Origin of the sequence: Ruminiclostridium hungatei (genome assembly GCF_002051585.1) — a bacterium.
In the GTDB taxonomy this organism is placed as follows: Bacteria; Bacillota; Clostridia; order Acetivibrionales; family DSM-1351; genus Ruminiclostridium; species Ruminiclostridium hungatei.
In genome coordinates this window covers 38466-55747 of the sequence record NZ_MZGX01000006.1, presented here as the reverse complement: position 1 = coordinate 55747, position 17282 = coordinate 38466, and the positions used below count along the sequence as shown (strand labels likewise).

Sequence of the window (17282 nt, the reverse complement as noted above, 5' to 3'; positions counted from 1 at the left end):
TGAAAGTCCATGTTGTATTGAGGGCTTTGAAATCGGTTTAAAACAACAGACAAGGGAACAGGCCTCTGTTCCCTTGTCTGTTGTTTCTTATTGTCCGGGAACAATAAGTACTTTTAACTTAAAAAACAACAATTTGCGACAAGAACCGAGAGGTCATGTAAAAATGGAATTAATTATGCTATAATTTAGTAATAGTAAATGCAATGCTGTGCCAGATTTTCCTCCACATATTAAAACTCAAGAAGGGTCAGTAGTATGATTTTCAGATTTTTATTAATTTTAAAGGGGAAGGCGCTTAAATATGTATACAAATGAGGATAAAGTCAACATCGGTTCTTCGATTGAGCAAATAATAGAGCTTCTTATGAAAATGAACTCAGAATATGCAAATCTCACCTCCAAGGTTCAAAGCCTTGAAAACAGACTGGCGGCTGTATCTGTACTGATTGATATCAATGAGTATATGGGGAATATTTTAAGTTTCTCGGATATAATCAGTTATTTGAAGGATGTAATAGCGGGGGTGCTGGGCTTGGATTGCAAGATTTACACACCTGCCGAAATAGCCGTATTGGATTTGAACCCTGTGTATTTGACCAGCAGCGAACTTTACCTTCCTGACATAACGGCTTCCAGTGAAAAACTGTTCGGGTACGGCTCAGGATGCCTTGGAATTATAAATCTGTCAAAGCGCGGGCATATTTATGGTTATCTCGTAATCCACCACAAAATCCCCGATATGATAAATGAAGATAAAAAGGCGCTGCTGCAATTAATAAAAAGTCAGATTTGCATATACTTTGAAAATGCGGACCTTTTTTCAAAGGTAAGGGATTCGGCTGAAAGAGACGGGCTGACAGGCTTGTATAACAGGCTGTTTCTGTCTCAGCTTCTGGATGACTGGAAAAACAAAATGTCTGATATAAATGGTGCAATTATCCTCGACATAGATAACTTCAAGGCCATAAACGATAAATATGGACATCTCAATGGTGACAATGTCATAAATATGCTGGTGCAGGTCATAAGGGATGCCACCGTGAACCTGCCTGTTTTAGCCATCCGCTATGGAGGAGAAGAGTTCCTGCTCTTGACAAGGGGGATGGAAACTGGTGATATGTTAAGTGTTGCCGAGAATATCAGAAGCGGCTTTAATTCTCTGAAATTTCAGGAAAGCGGCCTGAGCGTGAGCGTGGGGGTCTCGGTTCTGGGCCAATCCTGTAAGGTGATTGATTACATGGAGCTTATACACACTGCCGACAGCGCACTGTATACCGCTAAAAAAATCGGGAAGAACAGAGTGGTGCTGTCGGAGAAGGACTCCCAATTATTTGATAATGTGTCCTTCGATATTACAAAATATCTTTCAAAATACAACAGGTTCAATACTGCCGGAGGTATATACAGAATCAATTTCAACAGCGCAAGGCTTTTGTCAACGGATGAGTATGGCAGGCTGAAAAGGTGTATAGCCTCGTGCTTCAGAGAGTATGATAATATTTATGATTCGGTATCGCTGGCGTTCGTTATTCTTTCAGACAATGAAATACCTCTGGCGCTGATGACGGATAAGATTCAAAAAGCCCTTATGCTTGCGGAATTTGATTTTCTTTCTTTTGATATGTTCTCACATTCCGACGCCTACCGGGAGATAATGCTGCATAGTGAGAGGGTTGCAGCGATAAGTACGTCCCTGGCCGAGGCATATGGCTTGTCCGAAGAGGAATGCTGCAGGGTGAGGCTTGCTGCGGCCAATCACGATGTGGGGAAACTGTATATTGATCCCGGAATATTGAATAAACCGGGTAAATTGACTCAAGAGGAGTTCGGGCAGGTAAAGATGCATGCATTCTACAGCTATCAGTATGCCCAAAGCCGTGAAAACCTGAAGGAAGTGGCGGATTATATCCTATATCACCATGAGTGCATAGATGGTTCGGGCTATTTCGGAAAAAAGGACATTCCTGTTTATTCTCAAATCATCATGGTTGCAGATATATTTGATGCGCTGACTGAAAACAGATGCTACAGGAAAGCCTACACCAGAAATGAAGCCATTGAGATAATGGAAAAGGAAAGGTATAAGTTTGATAAAGGTATTTTTGACCTTCTTAAGCAGATGCATAAATATATTTGAACATGGGGAATATTCTGAGAAAATGGCCGGGCAAAAATTTAATTTAGCTATATCACAATTTACATAAATACTATATAATAAATTATGACCAACTACTAAAATCTGATAACAATTAAGATTACACATTAAATTTTACAAGGAGGGTTTATATGGTAGGTACCATATATAAAAACGTCTTCAGACCTGAAGCCACGGCAATTAAATTCAAGGACAGCACCGTAACCTACAGGCAGCTTGATGAGAATGTCACCGGCTATGCCAATTTCCTGAAAAAATTAGGAATAAAGGCTGGGGAAAGGGTTATATTAAGCTGCACCAATTCACCTGAGTTTATTTATTCCTATTTCGGTGTTGTAAGAAATGGCGCAATAATCGTTCCAATCAACCTGCTTTTGACTATGGAGGAAATAGCCTACCTGATTAAGGACTCAGAAGCAAAATATATGATTATCCACCCAATTATCCTGCAAAAGGCAAAAATCACCAAAGAGACAATTCAGAATGCCTTGGATATAGAAGTTATAGTGCTGGACGAGGAGCTGAAAAACAGCATATGTGAGCTGGAAAGTGTGGAGTTTGAGGATTTTGCAGATCAGAATGAAATATCCACATTTCTGTATACTTCAGGAACCACCGGGAAACAGAAGGCTGCCATGCTTACACATAGAAACCTGGTATTTAATGCAGAACAGTGCAGACTTGGACTCAAGGGCGTACCGGAAGACAACTACATGTGCGTGCTTCCAATGTTTCATGTATTTGCCTTTACAGCGTGTGTTCTGATGCCGCTCTGGGCAGGAGCTGCAATAACAATATTGGAAAGCTTCCAGCCAAAGGAAGTGGTAGAGTCGCTGCTCAGAGACAAGATTACGGTATTTATGGGCGTGCCTGCCATGTATGTGGTATTGCTGGAGGCAGGGAAAAACAGCTCAGGCTTTCCCGACCTTAGATTGGCAGTATCCGGCGGAGCTGCTCTGCCTGTGGAGATTTTCAGGCAGGCCAAGGATATATTGAAATTACCCATCGTTGAAGGCTATGGACTGACAGAAGCATCCCCTGCCGTATGTTTCAACCCGTTGGACGGCGTCCAGAAGGAAGGTTCAATCGGTCTGCCCCTGCCACATCAGCAGTGCAGAATAGTAGATGAAAACAATGTGGAGCTTCCCGTAAACCAGGTAGGTGAGCTGGCTGTATGGGGAGATAATGTAATGCAGGGCTACTTCAGGCAGGAGGAAGAAACCCGCAGGGCATTGGCGGATGGCTGGCTTCTCACCGGGGATATGGCTAAAAAGGATGAAGAGGGATATATTTATATTGTGGACAGAAAAAAGGACATGGTCATTGTAGGCGGCCTGAATGTATATCCAAGAGAGGTTGAAGAAGTCATATACCAGTATTCCAAGGTGAAGGAAGCTGCGGTTATCGGCCTGGACGACAAACTGAGAGGCGAATATGTCAAAGCTTTCGTAGTGCTGAAGGAGGGTGAAACCTGTTCCTCCAAAGAGCTTCTCCGCTACATGAAGGAAAGGCTTGCGGTGTATAAGCTTCCCAGGGAAATAGAATTCATAGCCAGCCTGCCAAAGAACAGCACCGGCAAGATTATGAAACGCTGGTTGAAAGAGCAGTAAGGCAGGATATATGATAAACTTAAAATAACCGGCTGGATTCATTACTGATAGACAGCCATACAAAAATAAGATAATACAAGGTGAAAAGCATATAATGTTTAGCAATGTAGAGATTGTGCATGAGGGTATATGTCATCTGGGCGAAGGTCCGGTCTGGAATGTTCAGAGGCAGAAGCTGTACTGGACCGACATTTACAACAGGAAAATCTGGGTTTATGACCCTGCTTTAAGAGCGGAGGCTGTTTTCTGGAGCGGTGAGCTGCAGGTGGGAGGCTTTGCCTTCACACGTACTGGAAACATGGTCTTGTGCACCCACAAGGGTGTGTTTCTTCAAAAGCTGGACGGGGAAGGTGAGCCGGAGCAGGAGCCCCAACTCCTGTTTGAGATAGACCTGAGAGGAAATGAAATGTTCAATGACATTACTGTTGACCCCAAAGGCAGGATTTTTGCGGGTACTCTTTTAAGGCCGGATTTTGAGCATGGAACCCTGTACCGTCTGGAAAAGGGGAAAGAGCCCCGGATTGTCTTGAAGGACTTGCAATGCTCAAACGGAATGACTTTTTCCATGGACCAGAGGTACTTTTTTCATACTGACAGCAACAGGTACAGGATTACCAGGTATGATTATGATAGTGAGACAGGAGACATATGCAATCCATATGTATACTTCCAGGGAAACGCCGGAATGGGTTCTCCCGACGGGATAACTCTTGATTCGGAGGACCATGTCTGGGCTGCCTTCTGGGGCGGAGGCTGTGTCAGGAGAATGGATGCTTCAGGCAGACTTGTTGCGGAAACAGCCTTGCCTGCCAGGCAGCCTTCAAGTGTCATGTTCGGCGGAAATGGCCTTGAGGAGCTCTATGTTACTTCAGCCGCAGAAAATGCTGAGAATATTCTTACAGGTTACGATAGCAGCGGCAGCTTTGCGGGAGGACAGGTATACAGGCTGAAGCCGGGAGTTGCCGGAAGAGAAGAATGGCTTGCGGATTTTTGACGGCAGGCTGAAATATAAAATCAAGCAGGAGGCATATTTGTTTTGGAAGACAAATATCAAGCTTTCCTGCTTTTTCTTTTAAAAATGAAATTATAAATTTTTTCGGAGAAGCTGTAGCTCATTATCAGCAATACAGGATAAATTCCGAACAGATAGCGTGATTTTATCTCCCATAGCAGATAAAAACCCATATACATATATAATATATAAATCAGGAGCTCCATTCTGAAGTCTTTTCTTATGGCGGCAGAGAAAAGGTAAAGGCTGGAGAAAACCAATTGCAGCCAGTTAAGGGAATGAAGCGACCAGGCCAGCCAAAGCCTTGCGGTGGTATCCCAGGGTTCTATATACCGTAAGAAAGGTGTGCTGTAAAGCATAAAACGGTCAGCCCTCAGAGCCTGTGAAAGCCCGTAGTAGTTTACGCTGTATGTTCCCTCGGTCCACAGCCAGAAGGTCTTCCTGGCATAAGCCTTCAGTACGCTTACAAAACCGTCAGCTTTGTATTTTTCAAGGATTTCATTGATAAAAAACCTTCCTGCAGCATGCTTGTCGCATTTGAAGCGGTTAACAAAAATGGCTGTATTCCTGCCGCCGTCCCAGTAGCCCAGTTTTTTACCAGGGAAGCCCATATTTACCCACCTCCAGACAGGATTTGAGTGCAGGCCCACCGGCTCGGTCAGTATGCCCGTTTTTAAGCCGATAAGGCTGAGGAGCTTTAGAGGGAGGTTGAACAGCATTATTGCAAGGGCGGCACAGCCTGGACTTTTTAAGCTGTACCCACATTTGCTTCTCATATTCAACAGCCAGTATAAAACAATAGCTGCCAAAAAAAGCAGGGCTACATTTCTGAGGAAATTTGCAGCCATAAGGCATAGAGCGGTATAACAGCCGTAATGTCCGGCTTTGTGCCTTACAAAACGGATAGCGTTTAAGACTGCGGCAAGACAAAAGGTATTGCACAATATATCTCCATAAGTGAAATTAATCAGAAGCACCGGAGGAGCGAAGCTCACAGCCAGTAATAAAACGCCATAGGCCTTGTGCCGCTTCTCCGGGTAAAGCTCCAGATATATGTCATATATAAGCCGGGCAGATATGGTATTGAAAATCATGTTTGTGATTCTGAGAGTAAAATAGCTGTTGGGGAAAAAATTATATAATAAAGCAAAAAATACCGTTATACCTATGTTGTTGGGGAAATATCCCAGGTATTTCCCGGTGCCAAGGGAAGTATAGTTCCCTTCAATAAACTGCAGGGCAAGCTTTCTGACAATAACTGCGTCTTCATAAGCGTTGACCGGAAAAATAAAAATGAAGGCCGTCTGAAATAACGCATATAAGGCAAGTGTCCAAAACAGCAATTTTCTGTGTGAAATCTTTGACAACACAAGGGAAAGCTTGTTTAAAATCAGAAAATACAACACAGCCACAATAACCAGGCATAATAGCTTTAACGGCTTCTGGGGAGAAAATTCCGGAAATGGTGCGGACCTGCTCTGAAGCAGCAAGGCCGGAATCCACATAAAGGAGAAAAACATTGCAAGAAAACCGAAAGCCAGAGTTTTAAACCTTGATTGAATGCCGCTCAAATTAATCCCTCCAACATAAACAAACATGTAAAACCAGCATATTTCTCTTTACATAATATCCGCCTGAAAGCTTTAAAAATTCGTGTCAATTAGTTACACAAGTTTTAAAATACGGGTAAAAATGCTTAATTAACCTTTGAATGAAAAGAAGAATAAAAAGGAGAATAAAAAGGAGAATAAAAAAAGACGAGTAAAAAGAGGGCGGGTAAAAGCGCCCCGACAACAGAATAACGGCCGGATTTTCAAATTGCTCATCCGACCGCTATACTGAGTTCGCGAAACATTTTTCAAACATACTTTGTAAATAATAACCTCATTCTTTCCACTACCTTTGGCCTTAACACCAATTTTAAATTTCTGGTGGACCCATCTCCTTCCGGTAATATTTTTAACTTGCATCAACCATTAATGATTGTGTTTATTATATACCCCATTATAAAATATATAAACATATGAAAATAAAAAAAGTTATAATTATGAATGTAATATTTTAAAAGGCGGCAGCAGTGTAAATGACCTGTCACATCACAGCACATAATGACAGGACAGGAGAATTTTCAAATGCTAGTATTATGTTGTAGGCTAAAACACGGAGAACAGATATGGAGAGGATAGAGTGAAAGAAACATGTGGTAAGTCAGAGTGTTTTTCACGCAGCGAAAGCCACTACGTGTCTTTCATTACTATTTGTATACACGCATAGCGTGTAGATGGGAGATAAAATGGAATGGTTTGAAAGAATGAAGAATGCCCTTGACTATCTCGAAAATAGCATGCAGGGAGAGCTTGATATTGAAGAGGCTGCAAGGGTGGCGTATTCGTCTACCTTCCACTTTCAGAGGATGTTTCACATGCTCACGGGTGTTACTGTTGCCGAGTATGTGAGGAGGAGAAGGCTTACGCTGGCGGCCCAGGAACTGGCAGCAAGCGACATAAGGGTACTGGATCTGGCTCTTAAGTATGGCTATGAATCGCCGGAGGCGTTCTCCAAGGCATTCCGGAAGCTGCAGGGCATAAGTCCGTCTGCTGCGCGCGAAGCAGGCATAGAGCTCAGAGCTTATCCCAGGATTTCCTTCCATATAAGTCTGAAAGGAGACAAGGACATGAATTATAAGCTTATTGAAAAAAGCAGCTTAAAGGTGTTTGGAAAGAGCAAAAAGGTTTCAACGAAAAATGGAGAAAACTTGCTTCAAATTCCTCAATTCTGGAGAGAATGTGATGCAGACGGGTTTAGGGCGAGACTGTTAAGTGTGGAAGGTGGAGAATTGTTCGGTATATGTATGAATGATTACGAAAATGAATGCTTCACTTACTTAATAGCAAGAGAAAAAACAAAAGATATTGAACTCCCCGAGGGGGCACAAGAATTTACTATTCCCGCTGCCACCTGGGCGGTATTCGAATCCGTAGGCCCTATGCCCGGTACAATTCAAAAGGTTTGGGAGAGGATATACAGCGAATGGTTCCCTTCCACCGGCTATGAACAGGCAAATGCGCCTCAACTGGAATTGTATCCCGAAGGAGATGCCTCAAACGATGACTATAAATGCGAGGTTTGGATACCTATAGTCAAAAAGTAGCCAGGGGCTTCTGTTGAAGCAGGCTGAAATATGAAGCCTCTGGCATAAAGAGGCGCAAAAAAGTACAAAGAAACATAAAGAGGCACAAAGTCACGGGAAAGGTTCTTATTGAATCCTGACCTGTTGACTTTGGCCTTTAAGCTGTGCTACAATCAAAACAACTTAATAAGACAGTTCGTAACCATCCTGTCTATAAACAAAACTACGGACCGGCTGTCGGAGGACGGCTTATTTTTGTTTATGGGGGCGTATGCCCTTTTTTTATTGTCTGGCAAAGTGAACAGCGGGCATATAGCTTTGAACTGTCTATAAGATAAGTGCACCATGAACAAAAAGGGGGAAACAATGAAGCAAATAGGAATAACTACTACCGTACCGGTGGAAGTGCTGTTGGCTGCAGGTTACAAAGTAATAGATATAAACAATCTGTTCATATCCGCCGAAAGCTACTTCCAGGACATAGAGCGGGCTGAAAGGGACGGCTTTCCCAAAAGCTCCTGTGCCTGGATAAAGGGTCTTTACGGCGCATGCCTGAGATACGGGATATGTGAAATTGTGGGAGTGTCGGAAGGGGATTGTTCAAATACAAAAGCCTTGCTGGAGGTGTTGAGAAGCAGGGGAGTCAGAACATATGACTTTTCCTATCCCTCACGGCACTCTCTTAAAGATGTCACTGCCGGTATTCTCAGGTTTATGGAGGACTTCGGGGTAACACAGCAGCAGGCCGAAGCCGAAAGAGAAGTCCTGAAAGAACTCCGGCGGTGCGCCCGCACTATAGATGAGCTTACATATAGCCACAACAAGGCTTCGGGCTTTGAAAACCATCTATACCAGGTGTCTCTCAGTGATTTCAACGGTGATTCCGGGCAATGCCTGAAAGAGCTGAAGGACAAAATCCTGGAGATAGAAAAGAGAGCGCCTCAAAAGCAGGCTGTACGTTTGGGGTATATGGGTGTACCTCCCATGACCTGTGACTTGTATGACTATGTTGAAGGCTTCAATGCCAGAGTGGTTTTCAACGAGGTTCAGAGGGAATTTGCCTTCCCAAGATTTGAAGCTGCCGAAAGTATTTATCACCAGTATTATGACTATACCTATCCATACCATCTCAATTTCCGGCTTCAGGAGGTAAAAAAGCAGATAGAGCTGCGGAAGCTTGACGGCATCATACATTATACCCAGGCCTTTTGCCACAGGGCCATTGAGGATATAGTCATAAAAAAGGAACTGGACATTCCTGTTCTCACAATTGAAGGTGATAAGGCAAACAGGCTGGACTCCAGGACGAAGCTCAGGCTGGAGGCATTTCTGGACATGCTTTGGGACATGAAGGAGGGTTTTAATTGAAAGTGCTGGGTATTGATTTGGGCAGCAGGGAAGTAAAAATGGCTTTTATGGAAAACGGGCTGGTACTTGAAAAGAAAAAAACAGGCACCATGTTCTTTTATAAAAACTATTGCTCATATAAGGACGGCAGGCTGCAGGTGGATATTGACAGCCTGGAAATGGGTATCCCCCATAGGGCCGTATCCACTGGATACGGCAGGAATAACACTGATCTGTGCATGTTCAGGCCCATAACTGAAATTAAGGCCCATGTTCACGGAGCCATGAGGCAGACCGGTCTTGAAAACTTCATATTACTGGACATAGGAGGTCAGGATGTGAAGGCGGTAAAGGTGGAAAAGGGTCTGGTCACCGACTTGGAGCTGAATGAAAAATGTGCTGCGTCCTGCGGCAGATACCTTGAAAATATGGCAGCAGTTCTGGAAATAACTGTTGGACAACTGTCTCAACACTACCTCTCACCTGTGGATTTGAATTCTACCTGTTCGGTTTTTTCGGAGTCGGAGCTCATTGGAAGGATTGCAGAGGGTACTGCTTTGGAGAGGCTCTGTGCCGGGGTTAATTACTCGCTTTATAAAAGGCTCAGCCCCATGCTGGAACGGTTTAAAGGCGGCAAGCTGGTACTGGCGGGCGGAGTGGCAGGAAACAAGGCATTGTCCCGGTATCTTAAAAATGATTTTGATGAAATAGTGCATATGGCTGAATCCCAATTTAACGGGGCCATAGGCTGCTGCAGTTTTGCCATGAAACTCAAGCAATGGATGTAAAACTTAAAACGAAACAATAAAATAATCTGTTGCACCGGTTAAAAATGTGATAAGCAGGCAAAATGCAAGGATGTCACACATGAAGCTTATTTGCAAAAGCTTTACTAATTAAATTATAAGCAAGAAAAATATAAATAAAAAATGTAAAAGGAGTCAACTATGAAACCGGTAAAAAAAATTACCATATCAGCAATAGTAATTGCCCTGTATATTGCAGTAATGTTCGTATCCCAGGGGTTTGCCTTCGGACAGTATCAAATAAGGCTTGCAACCTCGTTATATTCTTTGAGTTACGTGTATCCCTTCCTTATCGTTCCGCTGGGCCTTGCAAATTTCCTGAGCAATACCCTTATGGGGGGGCTGGGCCCCCTGGATATGCTTGGAGGGATTATAGCAGGAATAGTTACCTCGGGTGCTGTGTACCTGGTGAGGAAATTTAAATTGAATCTATGGCTTATCACCCTTCCTATTGTTTTGTGTCCGGGACTTCTGGTGCCGGTGTGGCTGTCAAGGCTTTTAAACGTGCCGTATCTGCCCCTGGCACTGAGCCTGTGTGCAGGGCAGGTGCTGCCGGCCATTGGAGGAGTGTTTATAATCCGTGTGGCATGCAGGTATATTCTCAGGCCGGGTAAAAATACCCACGGACTGTGAAAAGAAAATACATAATAAAATTATAACAAGGGCTTAATGGTGCTGTCGGATTTGATGATACACCATTGGGCTTGTATTTTATATAAAGACCTGCTTGACGGAAACCGGACCGGCGCATATGATTTAAAATAAAAATTGACAAGCTATTACTTTGGGTATAGAATAAAAATATACTTCGTTACAAGAACTATTTTAAGGGGTGTTTAATAATTTCTTATAAAGAGATTGACTTTGAAACAATAATTTTTGATTATATAGATCAATTCAAGTTCCTGTTTTTTCCGGACAGGTGGAGTACGGTATTTTTGGACTATTCCAAGAATGAGCTGCTGGTACTTCTGTACCTGTACAAAAGGAAGTCTGCCAACATGACAGAGATATCGGAGTATATATGTGCGCCTCTCAATACCGCCACAGGGGTTGTGGGAAGACTGGAAAAAAAGAATATGGTTGAGAGGTTAAGAGGCAGCGAGGACAGAAGAGTGGTGAACATAGTACTTACACCTGCTGCCCTGGCCTTTATAGCAGAAGAGAAGGAGCTGTTCGGCTTCTATTTCAGAGAGCTTTACAATGCCTTGACCGATGAGGAAAAGGGTTGCGCACTGAACATAATTAACAAGGTCATGACTGTGCTGAAAAAAGGGAAGTCTGGGGAGAACCCCCCGGTGGAGGCTGCCAAAAGGGTGAAAAGAATCAATATAGAGTGATGGCTGCCGCAGAAGCATAACATAAAATAACGGCTTGGAACCGGGGGTTGACCGGGTAATCTGAAACGGATATTTTTTTGCAAAAATAGTTCGAGATAAGAACTATTCCTGACGTGAATATAAATACTGGAGTACTTATGCTCTTTATTATCAAGTATTAAGAATGGAGGATATTATGGGGAGAATATTGATATTTACCGGCAAGGGCGGAGTAGGGAAAACAAGCATTGCCGCGGCCCATGCCGTCAAGGCTGCCGGAGAGGGCAGGAAGACACTTATAGTCAGCACCGACATGGCTCACAATTTAAGTGACCTGTTTATGATGGAGCTGAAGGAGGAACCGGTTGAGCTTATGGAAAACCTCCATGGACTGGAGATTGATCCCAACTATGAAATGGAAAGGTACTATGGAACCATAGCAAAAACCTTTAAAAGCATGCTTACCTTTGAAAAACCCAAGGATAGCCAGATTTTTGAAGATATTGTGGTTTTCCCGGGAATTGAAGAACTTTTTTCTCTGCTGAAAATCAAAGAACTGTTTGATTCGGGAGGCTATGAGCTAATAGTAGTGGACTGTGCACCCACGGGAGAAACTCTGGCCCTGCTGAAATTCCCGGAGTTGTTTTCCTGGTATATGGAAAAGTTATTTCCTGTTGGAAAGGTGGCCATGAAGGTTCTGCGGCCTATTTCAAAAGCTGCCTTCAAGATTGAAATGCCCGATGACAGGGCAATGAATGATATTGAAAGGCTGTATGTGAAACTGGGACAGCTTCAGGCACTGCTGAAGGATAGAGATATCTCAAGTATAAGGCTGGTTACTGTTCCTGAAAAAATGGTTGTGGAGGAGACCAAGAGAAATTACATGTACCTGAACCTTTACAACTTCAATGTAGATGGCCTGTATATCAACAGAATCATACCCGGGGATGCGGTTAACAGCTTTTTCCATGACTGGAAGCTGATTCAGAAAAGCTGCCTTGAGGAAATAGAAGCGGTTTTCGCAAATATTCCCGTGTACAGGGTCAAATGGTACCAAACAGATATTATCGGGGTTGAGGGGCTGCAAAGGATAGTGCAGGATTCCCTTGGAGATGAAAATATATTCAAGGTTCTGAAAACCACCTTAAATGAAACCTTCACAAAGACGGAAAAAGGCTACAGGCTTGACATATATGTGCCTTTGGCCGAAAAAGGGGCGTTTGATCTTTTTGAATCAGGAACTGAAGTTATAATCAAGATAGGAAATTTCAAAAGAAACATACCTGTTCCCAATACCCTGAGAAAGTACAGGATGACAACAGCCCGGTTGGAGGAGGGAGTTCTGAGCATTGATTTTGAGTGAGAAACCGGAGATTTACGCAGGAGCCACGGTGGTATGGCCGGTGGCAGGAGGCTGAAAGCTGAAAGCTGAAGGAGGGCAATATGAACAGAGAATTTGTAAAAAAGCTGGTGAAAGCTGAAATGTTACGCTATGAAGCTCTGAAGGAAATCCTTCCGGAGAATATGAAAAGCAGGCTTAAAGGGATTGAAAGAGAAGCGGGCAGTTTAATAAAGGATATTGCATTTGAATTTATGGCAGAAAGCCTGTTTAAGCAGGAAGACCAGGGTCAAGAGGAAACCTCCCGGGCTGACCACAAATTTGCTGCAAAAAATACCCCGGACAAATCCGGAGGTGCTGCTGAAAAAACAGTCAGGCAGGTTGAGGTGGATTTTAATTGACCTTTCGCTGTGGCTTTCCAACTAGTGGTCTGTAACACCTAAAAGTCACATATTGCCAACGGTTAAATTCTGCGCAGAATTTAGTTGTCGTTCTTGCCAATATATACAGTATTGCCTTCGTCCACAGCCTTACCCTGCAGAAATTTTCCACGCCGGCAATATAAGTTTTAGATGTTACAGACCACTAGAACCAAATTTATAAATTGAAGTCAAAAGGAGATGCTTTTATGAGGATAATTTTATATACCGGGAAGGGCGGAGTGGGAAAAACCAGTATTGCGGCGGCTACAGCCTGTAAAATCGCCTCGGGTGAAAAAAAGGTATTGATAATGAGCACCGATATGGCCCACAGCCTGGGGGATTCCTTTGATGTAAAGCTTTCAAATGAGCCTGCTGAAATAAGCAGGAATCTCTATGCCATGGAAATTGACCCGGTTTTGGAAAATGAGAAATCCTGGGGAAATATAAAAGTATATTTTGAAAAGCTCATGGTGTTAAAGGCTGAGAGAACTGTTGAAGCAGAAGAATTGCTCGTATTTCCGGGCTTTGATGAATTAATGTCGCTGCTGAGGATAAAGGATATATATGATGAAGATAAATATGATGTGTTGATTGTGGATTGTGCTCCTACCGGCGAAACAATGTCATTGCTGAAGTTTCCGGATTTGTTCAAATGGTGGATGGAGAAGCTGTTTCCCATTAAAAGAAAGGGTGCCAGGCTGGCCAGGCCGGTTATTCAGGCAACCCTCAAGGTACCGGTGCCGTCCGAAGAGACCTTTGATGATGTTGAACGCCTTTACAACAGGATAGACCAGCTCCATAAGCTGCTGCAGAATAAGGAAGTCGTAAGCATAAGAATTGTAACCACACCTGAAAAAATAGTGGTAAGGGAAGCCAAAAGGAGTTTTTCCTATCTTCATCTCTTTGATTATAATGTGGATGGTATAATAATCAACAAGATTTTTCCCCAGGTTTCATTAAGCGGCTATTTTCAAGAGTGGGAGACAATACAGGCAAAAAGCCTGCAGGAGGTTCTGGAGGGTTTCAAAGGCATTCCTGTCTTCAGGCTGGAATTGCTGGACAAGGAATTAAGAAAAATTCAGATATTGAATGAAATCGGCGGAAAGCTTTATGGGGATACCGACCCTGAAAAGATTCTTGTTTCCCAGAGGATATTCTCCGTGGAAAAGGATGCGGAAGGTTATCTGCTGCTGCTCAATATGCCCTTTGTGGACAAACGGGAGCTGAAGCTCTCTCAGAAAGGTGATGAAATCACCATAGCGGTTAAAAATGAGAGAAGGTGCCTGGTGCTGCCGGCAAAGCTTCATTCATTGAATATCCGCGGGGCAGGATATTCAGACGGCAAACTGAAAATCCACTTTGCAAAGTAATAATAAAGTAATAATTCAGTACAGAAGCATGGGCTTGAGATATTCCGGCATAAATGCAATGATAACATGCTTACCGTCTATTCAAATGATTTGAAAGAAGTTCTTGATATTAACAGCTTGAAATTTATTCAAAAAAGTGTAAATATGCAACATTTACCGGGTTGCATATTTACACTTTTAATGTACCATTCTATAATTGTGTCCCACCATACATGAAAATGCAAGGATATACAAGAACTTTTTCAGACAGAGTGCTTCTCCTTACGGTATAATAGAGGTAATTGAGGAAATTTTGAGCATATAACCTCATTTATAATAAAAGAGCAAGACACTTGGAGATGTATATGGACAGATGGTTTAAAATAGACAATGCAGGAAAAATATTCAGATCGGTTTCAAATAAATCAAACACATCAATTTTCAGGGTTGCAATGATAATGACGGAACCGGTACAAAAAGACCTTCTGCAAGAAGCGGTGGATATTGTTATAAAAAGATTCCCCACCCTGGCGGTAAGGCTTCAGCAAGGTGTCTTCTGGGATTTTCTTGATCAAAATGACAAAAGGCTGCTGGTAAAGGTAGAAGAAGAATATCCCTGCCATCCGTTGAAAGCAGAAGAAAATAACGGTTATCTTATTAGAGTGCTGTACTATAACTGCAGAATATCAGTTGAAATTTTTCATTCCCTCACCGACGGTACAGGGGCCATAGAATTTATTAAGACACTTGGGTACCAATATCTGCGCCTCTGCGGAAAGGACATTGAGGACGAGGGTTTGGTTTTGCATCCCGAGGAACTCCCGAACAGGTATGAAATGGAAGACAGCTTCCCAAAGTATTATCAGCCTGTACAGGCTAAAAGACAAAATGAACAGAGAGCTTTTCACATTGAAGGTACACTGCTGGAACCCTTTGGAACCAATACTACTCATGGCGTTATGAGTGCTTCTGGATTGAATGCCATAGCTAAATCCAGCAACGCAACCATTACGGAATATCTGACGGCGGTCTTAATCCATTCAATCTATTCCCAAAACATGAAATATGGCATATATAGTAAACCAATTAAGGTTACGATACCTGTAAATCTGCGCAGAATTTTTCCTTCAAAAACGCTGAGAAACTTTTTTACAATTGTAAATGTTGGTGTTAAACCCAGTGAAGAACTGTCCTTTGAAAAAATATTAACGTCTGTATCGGCAGAATTAAAAGAAAAGACTAAAAAGAATAATCTGAATAATGTCATGGCAAGCAATATAAAGCTGGAAAAGATGCTTGTTGCCAGGTTTGTTCCGGTATTTATCAAAAACATTTTTATGAGATACGGATTTGAAAACTTTGGAGAGAATGCAAAAACTATTACACTCTCAAACCTTGGAAATACAAGGCTGCCCAGCTCCATGCACAAATATGTAAGGCAAATGGAAGCAATTATTTATCCTACCAGGAAAAGTCCTGTAAACTGTGGAGTTTGTACCGTAAACGACAGCCTGACAGTAACATTTTCACGAACAATTATCGACACTGGCGTCATCAGGAGTTTTTTCAGCTTTCTCGCACTGGAAAGCGGACTTGAAATAAAAGTATATTCAAACAAGTGGGGGAAAAGCTTATGAATAAGTGCAATCAATGCGGTATCTATATTTACGGAAATGATAATAAGTGTCCGCTGTGCAATAAATCGGTAGGAGAATTAAAAGATACTTATGAAAATGAATGGTATCCTGCTTATAATATTTCAGAAGCTAGTACTGGAAAGGGCATGGTTAAAAAAGTATACCTGTTTATTGCCATCACAGTCATCAGTGTCTGTTTGCTTGTAAATGTTTTGGCAGGGTTGGAAAATCTGTGGTTCTTGTACGTTGCATGTCCGATTATGTATCTGCTCCTTCTGATTAACCATACCATACTGTCAAAGGTACACACCGGAATGAAGATAATCCTCCAGATATCGAGCATATCGGTTTTGCTGTTTACAATCGATATACTTTCAGGTTTTTACCGATGGTCGGTTAATATTGTGATACCCTACTTATTTATAGCAGGCACTTTGATTATTACAGTCATCATACTCAGAAAGAAAATGCTTTGGAAAGAGTATGCAGGCTACATTATAGCTATGATTTTCCTGGGGTTTTTACCCATGCTTTTATATTTGACAGGTGTAGCCGACACTTTATGGGCTGCTGCCATATCTGCATTATATTCGTTTTTAACAGTAATAGGAATGTTGATTTTTGCAAACAAAAGGTTCAAGAATGAAGTGACCCGCAGATTTCATTTATAGTGACAATTTAGTGTTTCAGATCCTTTTAAAAGTTTTCAAAAATTTTTCCTGACTACTTAATTCTCTTTAGGACAAAATATAAAAGAATGATAACATTTAAGCAGTTCAAGGGAGGGATTTTTATTCATATTATTGGAAGATTCCTTGACCCCGGACAGGTTGGCGGCCTGGTAGATTCTCTTAAAAACAGCGGTATACAGCGAAGGGATATGATTATCAGCGCTATGGATGAAGAAAAATTCCAAAGCATGAGAAATGATGTAAAGGATAACCAGACCAGTGCCGTAATCAAATCGGATCAGGATGATCCGGGGCAGTTGGAGGCATTTGTAGAAAGCGTCAATGAACTCAGTGATTTACACGAGGACGCAGGTATTGTAGTCTACGTGAATGCAGCCAGGCATAAAGCGCAGGAAGTAAAATCAGTAATGGAACAATCCGGAGCAGTTGAAATAAAAATTCATGAAAGCTGAAAAGGAGAGATT

At 42.3% G+C, this 17282-nt stretch carries 15 protein-coding genes; 14 read left to right on the top strand and 1 reads right to left on the bottom strand.

What is annotated here, in order from left to right; genetic code table 11:
* Positions 1-301 precede the first annotated feature (301 nt).
* The 3 genes from CLHUN_RS05775 to CLHUN_RS05765 all read left to right on the top strand — a co-directional run bounded on the left by CLHUN_RS05775 (position 302) and on the right by CLHUN_RS05765 (position 4759).
* Complete coding sequence (locus CLHUN_RS05775) at positions 302-2137, top strand: bifunctional diguanylate cyclase/phosphohydrolase (RefSeq protein WP_080063631.1); 1836 nt, start codon at positions 302-304, stop codon at positions 2135-2137.
* A 149-nt stretch (positions 2138-2286) separates the two neighbouring features.
* Entirely contained in the window at positions 2287-3765 is a 1479-nt protein-coding gene (locus CLHUN_RS05770) for a long-chain-fatty-acid--CoA ligase (RefSeq protein ID WP_080063630.1), read from the top strand.
* A 94-nt stretch (positions 3766-3859) separates the two neighbouring features.
* Complete coding sequence (locus CLHUN_RS05765) at positions 3860-4759, top strand: SMP-30/gluconolactonase/LRE family protein (protein ID WP_080063629.1); 900 nt, start codon at positions 3860-3862, stop codon at positions 4757-4759.
* 56 nt (positions 4760-4815) lie between these two features.
* Here the strand turns inward: CLHUN_RS05765 and CLHUN_RS05760 are convergent, their stop codons facing one another.
* Positions 4816-6348: a hypothetical protein gene (locus CLHUN_RS05760; RefSeq protein WP_242656447.1), complete on the bottom strand. Its 1533-nt coding sequence runs from the start codon at positions 6346-6348 to the stop codon at positions 4816-4818.
* Positions 6349-7070: 722 nt separating this feature from the next.
* Here CLHUN_RS05760 and CLHUN_RS05755 point away from each other — a divergent pair.
* The 11 genes from CLHUN_RS05755 to CLHUN_RS05705 all read left to right on the top strand — a co-directional run bounded on the left by CLHUN_RS05755 (position 7071) and on the right by CLHUN_RS05705 (position 17270).
* Positions 7071-7928 carry an AraC family transcriptional regulator gene (locus CLHUN_RS05755; protein ID WP_080063627.1) on the top strand — a complete coding sequence of 286 codons (858 nt, stop codon included), beginning with the start codon at positions 7071-7073 and terminating at the stop codon, positions 7926-7928.
* A 345-nt stretch (positions 7929-8273) separates the two neighbouring features.
* Positions 8274-9275 (top strand): 2-hydroxyacyl-CoA dehydratase family protein, encoded by a 1002-nt coding sequence (locus CLHUN_RS05750; RefSeq protein WP_080063626.1) that lies wholly within the window; start codon positions 8274-8276, stop codon positions 9273-9275.
* Complete coding sequence (locus CLHUN_RS05745; RefSeq protein WP_080063625.1) at positions 9272-10042, top strand: acyl-CoA dehydratase activase; 771 nt, start codon at positions 9272-9274, stop codon at positions 10040-10042. The genes CLHUN_RS05750 and CLHUN_RS05745 overlap by 4 nt, the downstream gene beginning before the upstream one ends.
* 159 nt (positions 10043-10201) lie before the next feature.
* Positions 10202-10693 (top strand): QueT transporter family protein, encoded by a 492-nt coding sequence (locus CLHUN_RS05740; RefSeq protein ID WP_080063624.1) that lies wholly within the window; start codon positions 10202-10204, stop codon positions 10691-10693.
* 305 nt (positions 10694-10998) lie between these two features.
* Complete coding sequence (locus CLHUN_RS05735) at positions 10999-11400, top strand: MarR family winged helix-turn-helix transcriptional regulator (protein ID WP_242656446.1); 402 nt, start codon at positions 10999-11001, stop codon at positions 11398-11400.
* Positions 11401-11575: 175 nt separating this feature from the next.
* The gene (locus CLHUN_RS05730; protein ID WP_080063622.1) at positions 11576-12742 is read left to right on the top strand and encodes an ArsA family ATPase; all 1167 of its coding nucleotides are present in this window, start codon (positions 11576-11578) and stop codon (positions 12740-12742) included.
* Between the two features lie 80 nt (positions 12743-12822).
* Positions 12823-13119: a hypothetical protein gene (locus CLHUN_RS05725; protein WP_080063621.1), complete on the top strand. Its 297-nt coding sequence runs from the start codon at positions 12823-12825 to the stop codon at positions 13117-13119.
* 227 nt (positions 13120-13346) lie between these two features.
* Positions 13347-14510: an ArsA family ATPase gene (locus CLHUN_RS05720; RefSeq protein WP_080063620.1), complete on the top strand. Its 1164-nt coding sequence runs from the start codon at positions 13347-13349 to the stop codon at positions 14508-14510.
* 344 nt (positions 14511-14854) lie between these two features.
* Positions 14855-16126 (top strand): alcohol acetyltransferase, encoded by a 1272-nt coding sequence (locus tag CLHUN_RS05715; RefSeq protein WP_080063619.1) that lies wholly within the window; start codon positions 14855-14857, stop codon positions 16124-16126.
* Entirely contained in the window at positions 16123-16797 is a 675-nt protein-coding gene (locus CLHUN_RS05710) for a DUF6320 domain-containing protein (RefSeq protein WP_207559139.1), read from the top strand. The genes CLHUN_RS05715 and CLHUN_RS05710 overlap by 4 nt, the downstream gene beginning before the upstream one ends.
* Positions 16798-16883: 86 nt before the next feature.
* A complete protein-coding gene (locus tag CLHUN_RS05705; protein ID WP_080063618.1) occupies positions 16884-17270 on the top strand; it encodes a hypothetical protein in 387 nt (128 codons plus the stop codon).
* Positions 17271-17282: the final 12 nt, after the last annotated feature.

Excerpts from the sequence above, each read along its gene's own strand:
- CLHUN_RS05710 (WP_207559139.1), top strand. The coding sequence starts at position 16,123 with ATGAATAAGTGCAATCAATGCGGTATCTATATTTACGGAAATGATAAT.
- CLHUN_RS05775 (WP_080063631.1), top strand. The coding sequence starts at position 302 with ATGTATACAAATGAGGATAAAGTCAACATCGGTTCTTCGATTGAGCAA.
- CLHUN_RS05765 (WP_080063629.1), top strand. The coding sequence starts at position 3,860 with ATGTTTAGCAATGTAGAGATTGTGCATGAGGGTATATGTCATCTGGGC.
- CLHUN_RS05750 (WP_080063626.1), top strand. The coding sequence starts at position 8,274 with ATGAAGCAAATAGGAATAACTACTACCGTACCGGTGGAAGTGCTGTTG.
- CLHUN_RS05720 (WP_080063620.1), top strand. The coding sequence starts at position 13,347 with ATGAGGATAATTTTATATACCGGGAAGGGCGGAGTGGGAAAAACCAGT.
- CLHUN_RS05730 (WP_080063622.1), top strand. The coding sequence starts at position 11,576 with ATGGGGAGAATATTGATATTTACCGGCAAGGGCGGAGTAGGGAAAACA.
- CLHUN_RS05755 (WP_080063627.1), top strand. The coding sequence starts at position 7,071 with ATGGAATGGTTTGAAAGAATGAAGAATGCCCTTGACTATCTCGAAAAT.
- CLHUN_RS05705 (WP_080063618.1), top strand. The coding sequence starts at position 16,884 with ATGATAACATTTAAGCAGTTCAAGGGAGGGATTTTTATTCATATTATT.
- CLHUN_RS05715 (WP_080063619.1), top strand. The coding sequence starts at position 14,855 with ATGGACAGATGGTTTAAAATAGACAATGCAGGAAAAATATTCAGATCG.
- CLHUN_RS05770 (WP_080063630.1), top strand. The coding sequence starts at position 2,287 with ATGGTAGGTACCATATATAAAAACGTCTTCAGACCTGAAGCCACGGCA.
- CLHUN_RS05740 (WP_080063624.1), top strand. The coding sequence starts at position 10,202 with ATGAAACCGGTAAAAAAAATTACCATATCAGCAATAGTAATTGCCCTG.
- CLHUN_RS05725 (WP_080063621.1), top strand. The coding sequence starts at position 12,823 with ATGAACAGAGAATTTGTAAAAAAGCTGGTGAAAGCTGAAATGTTACGC.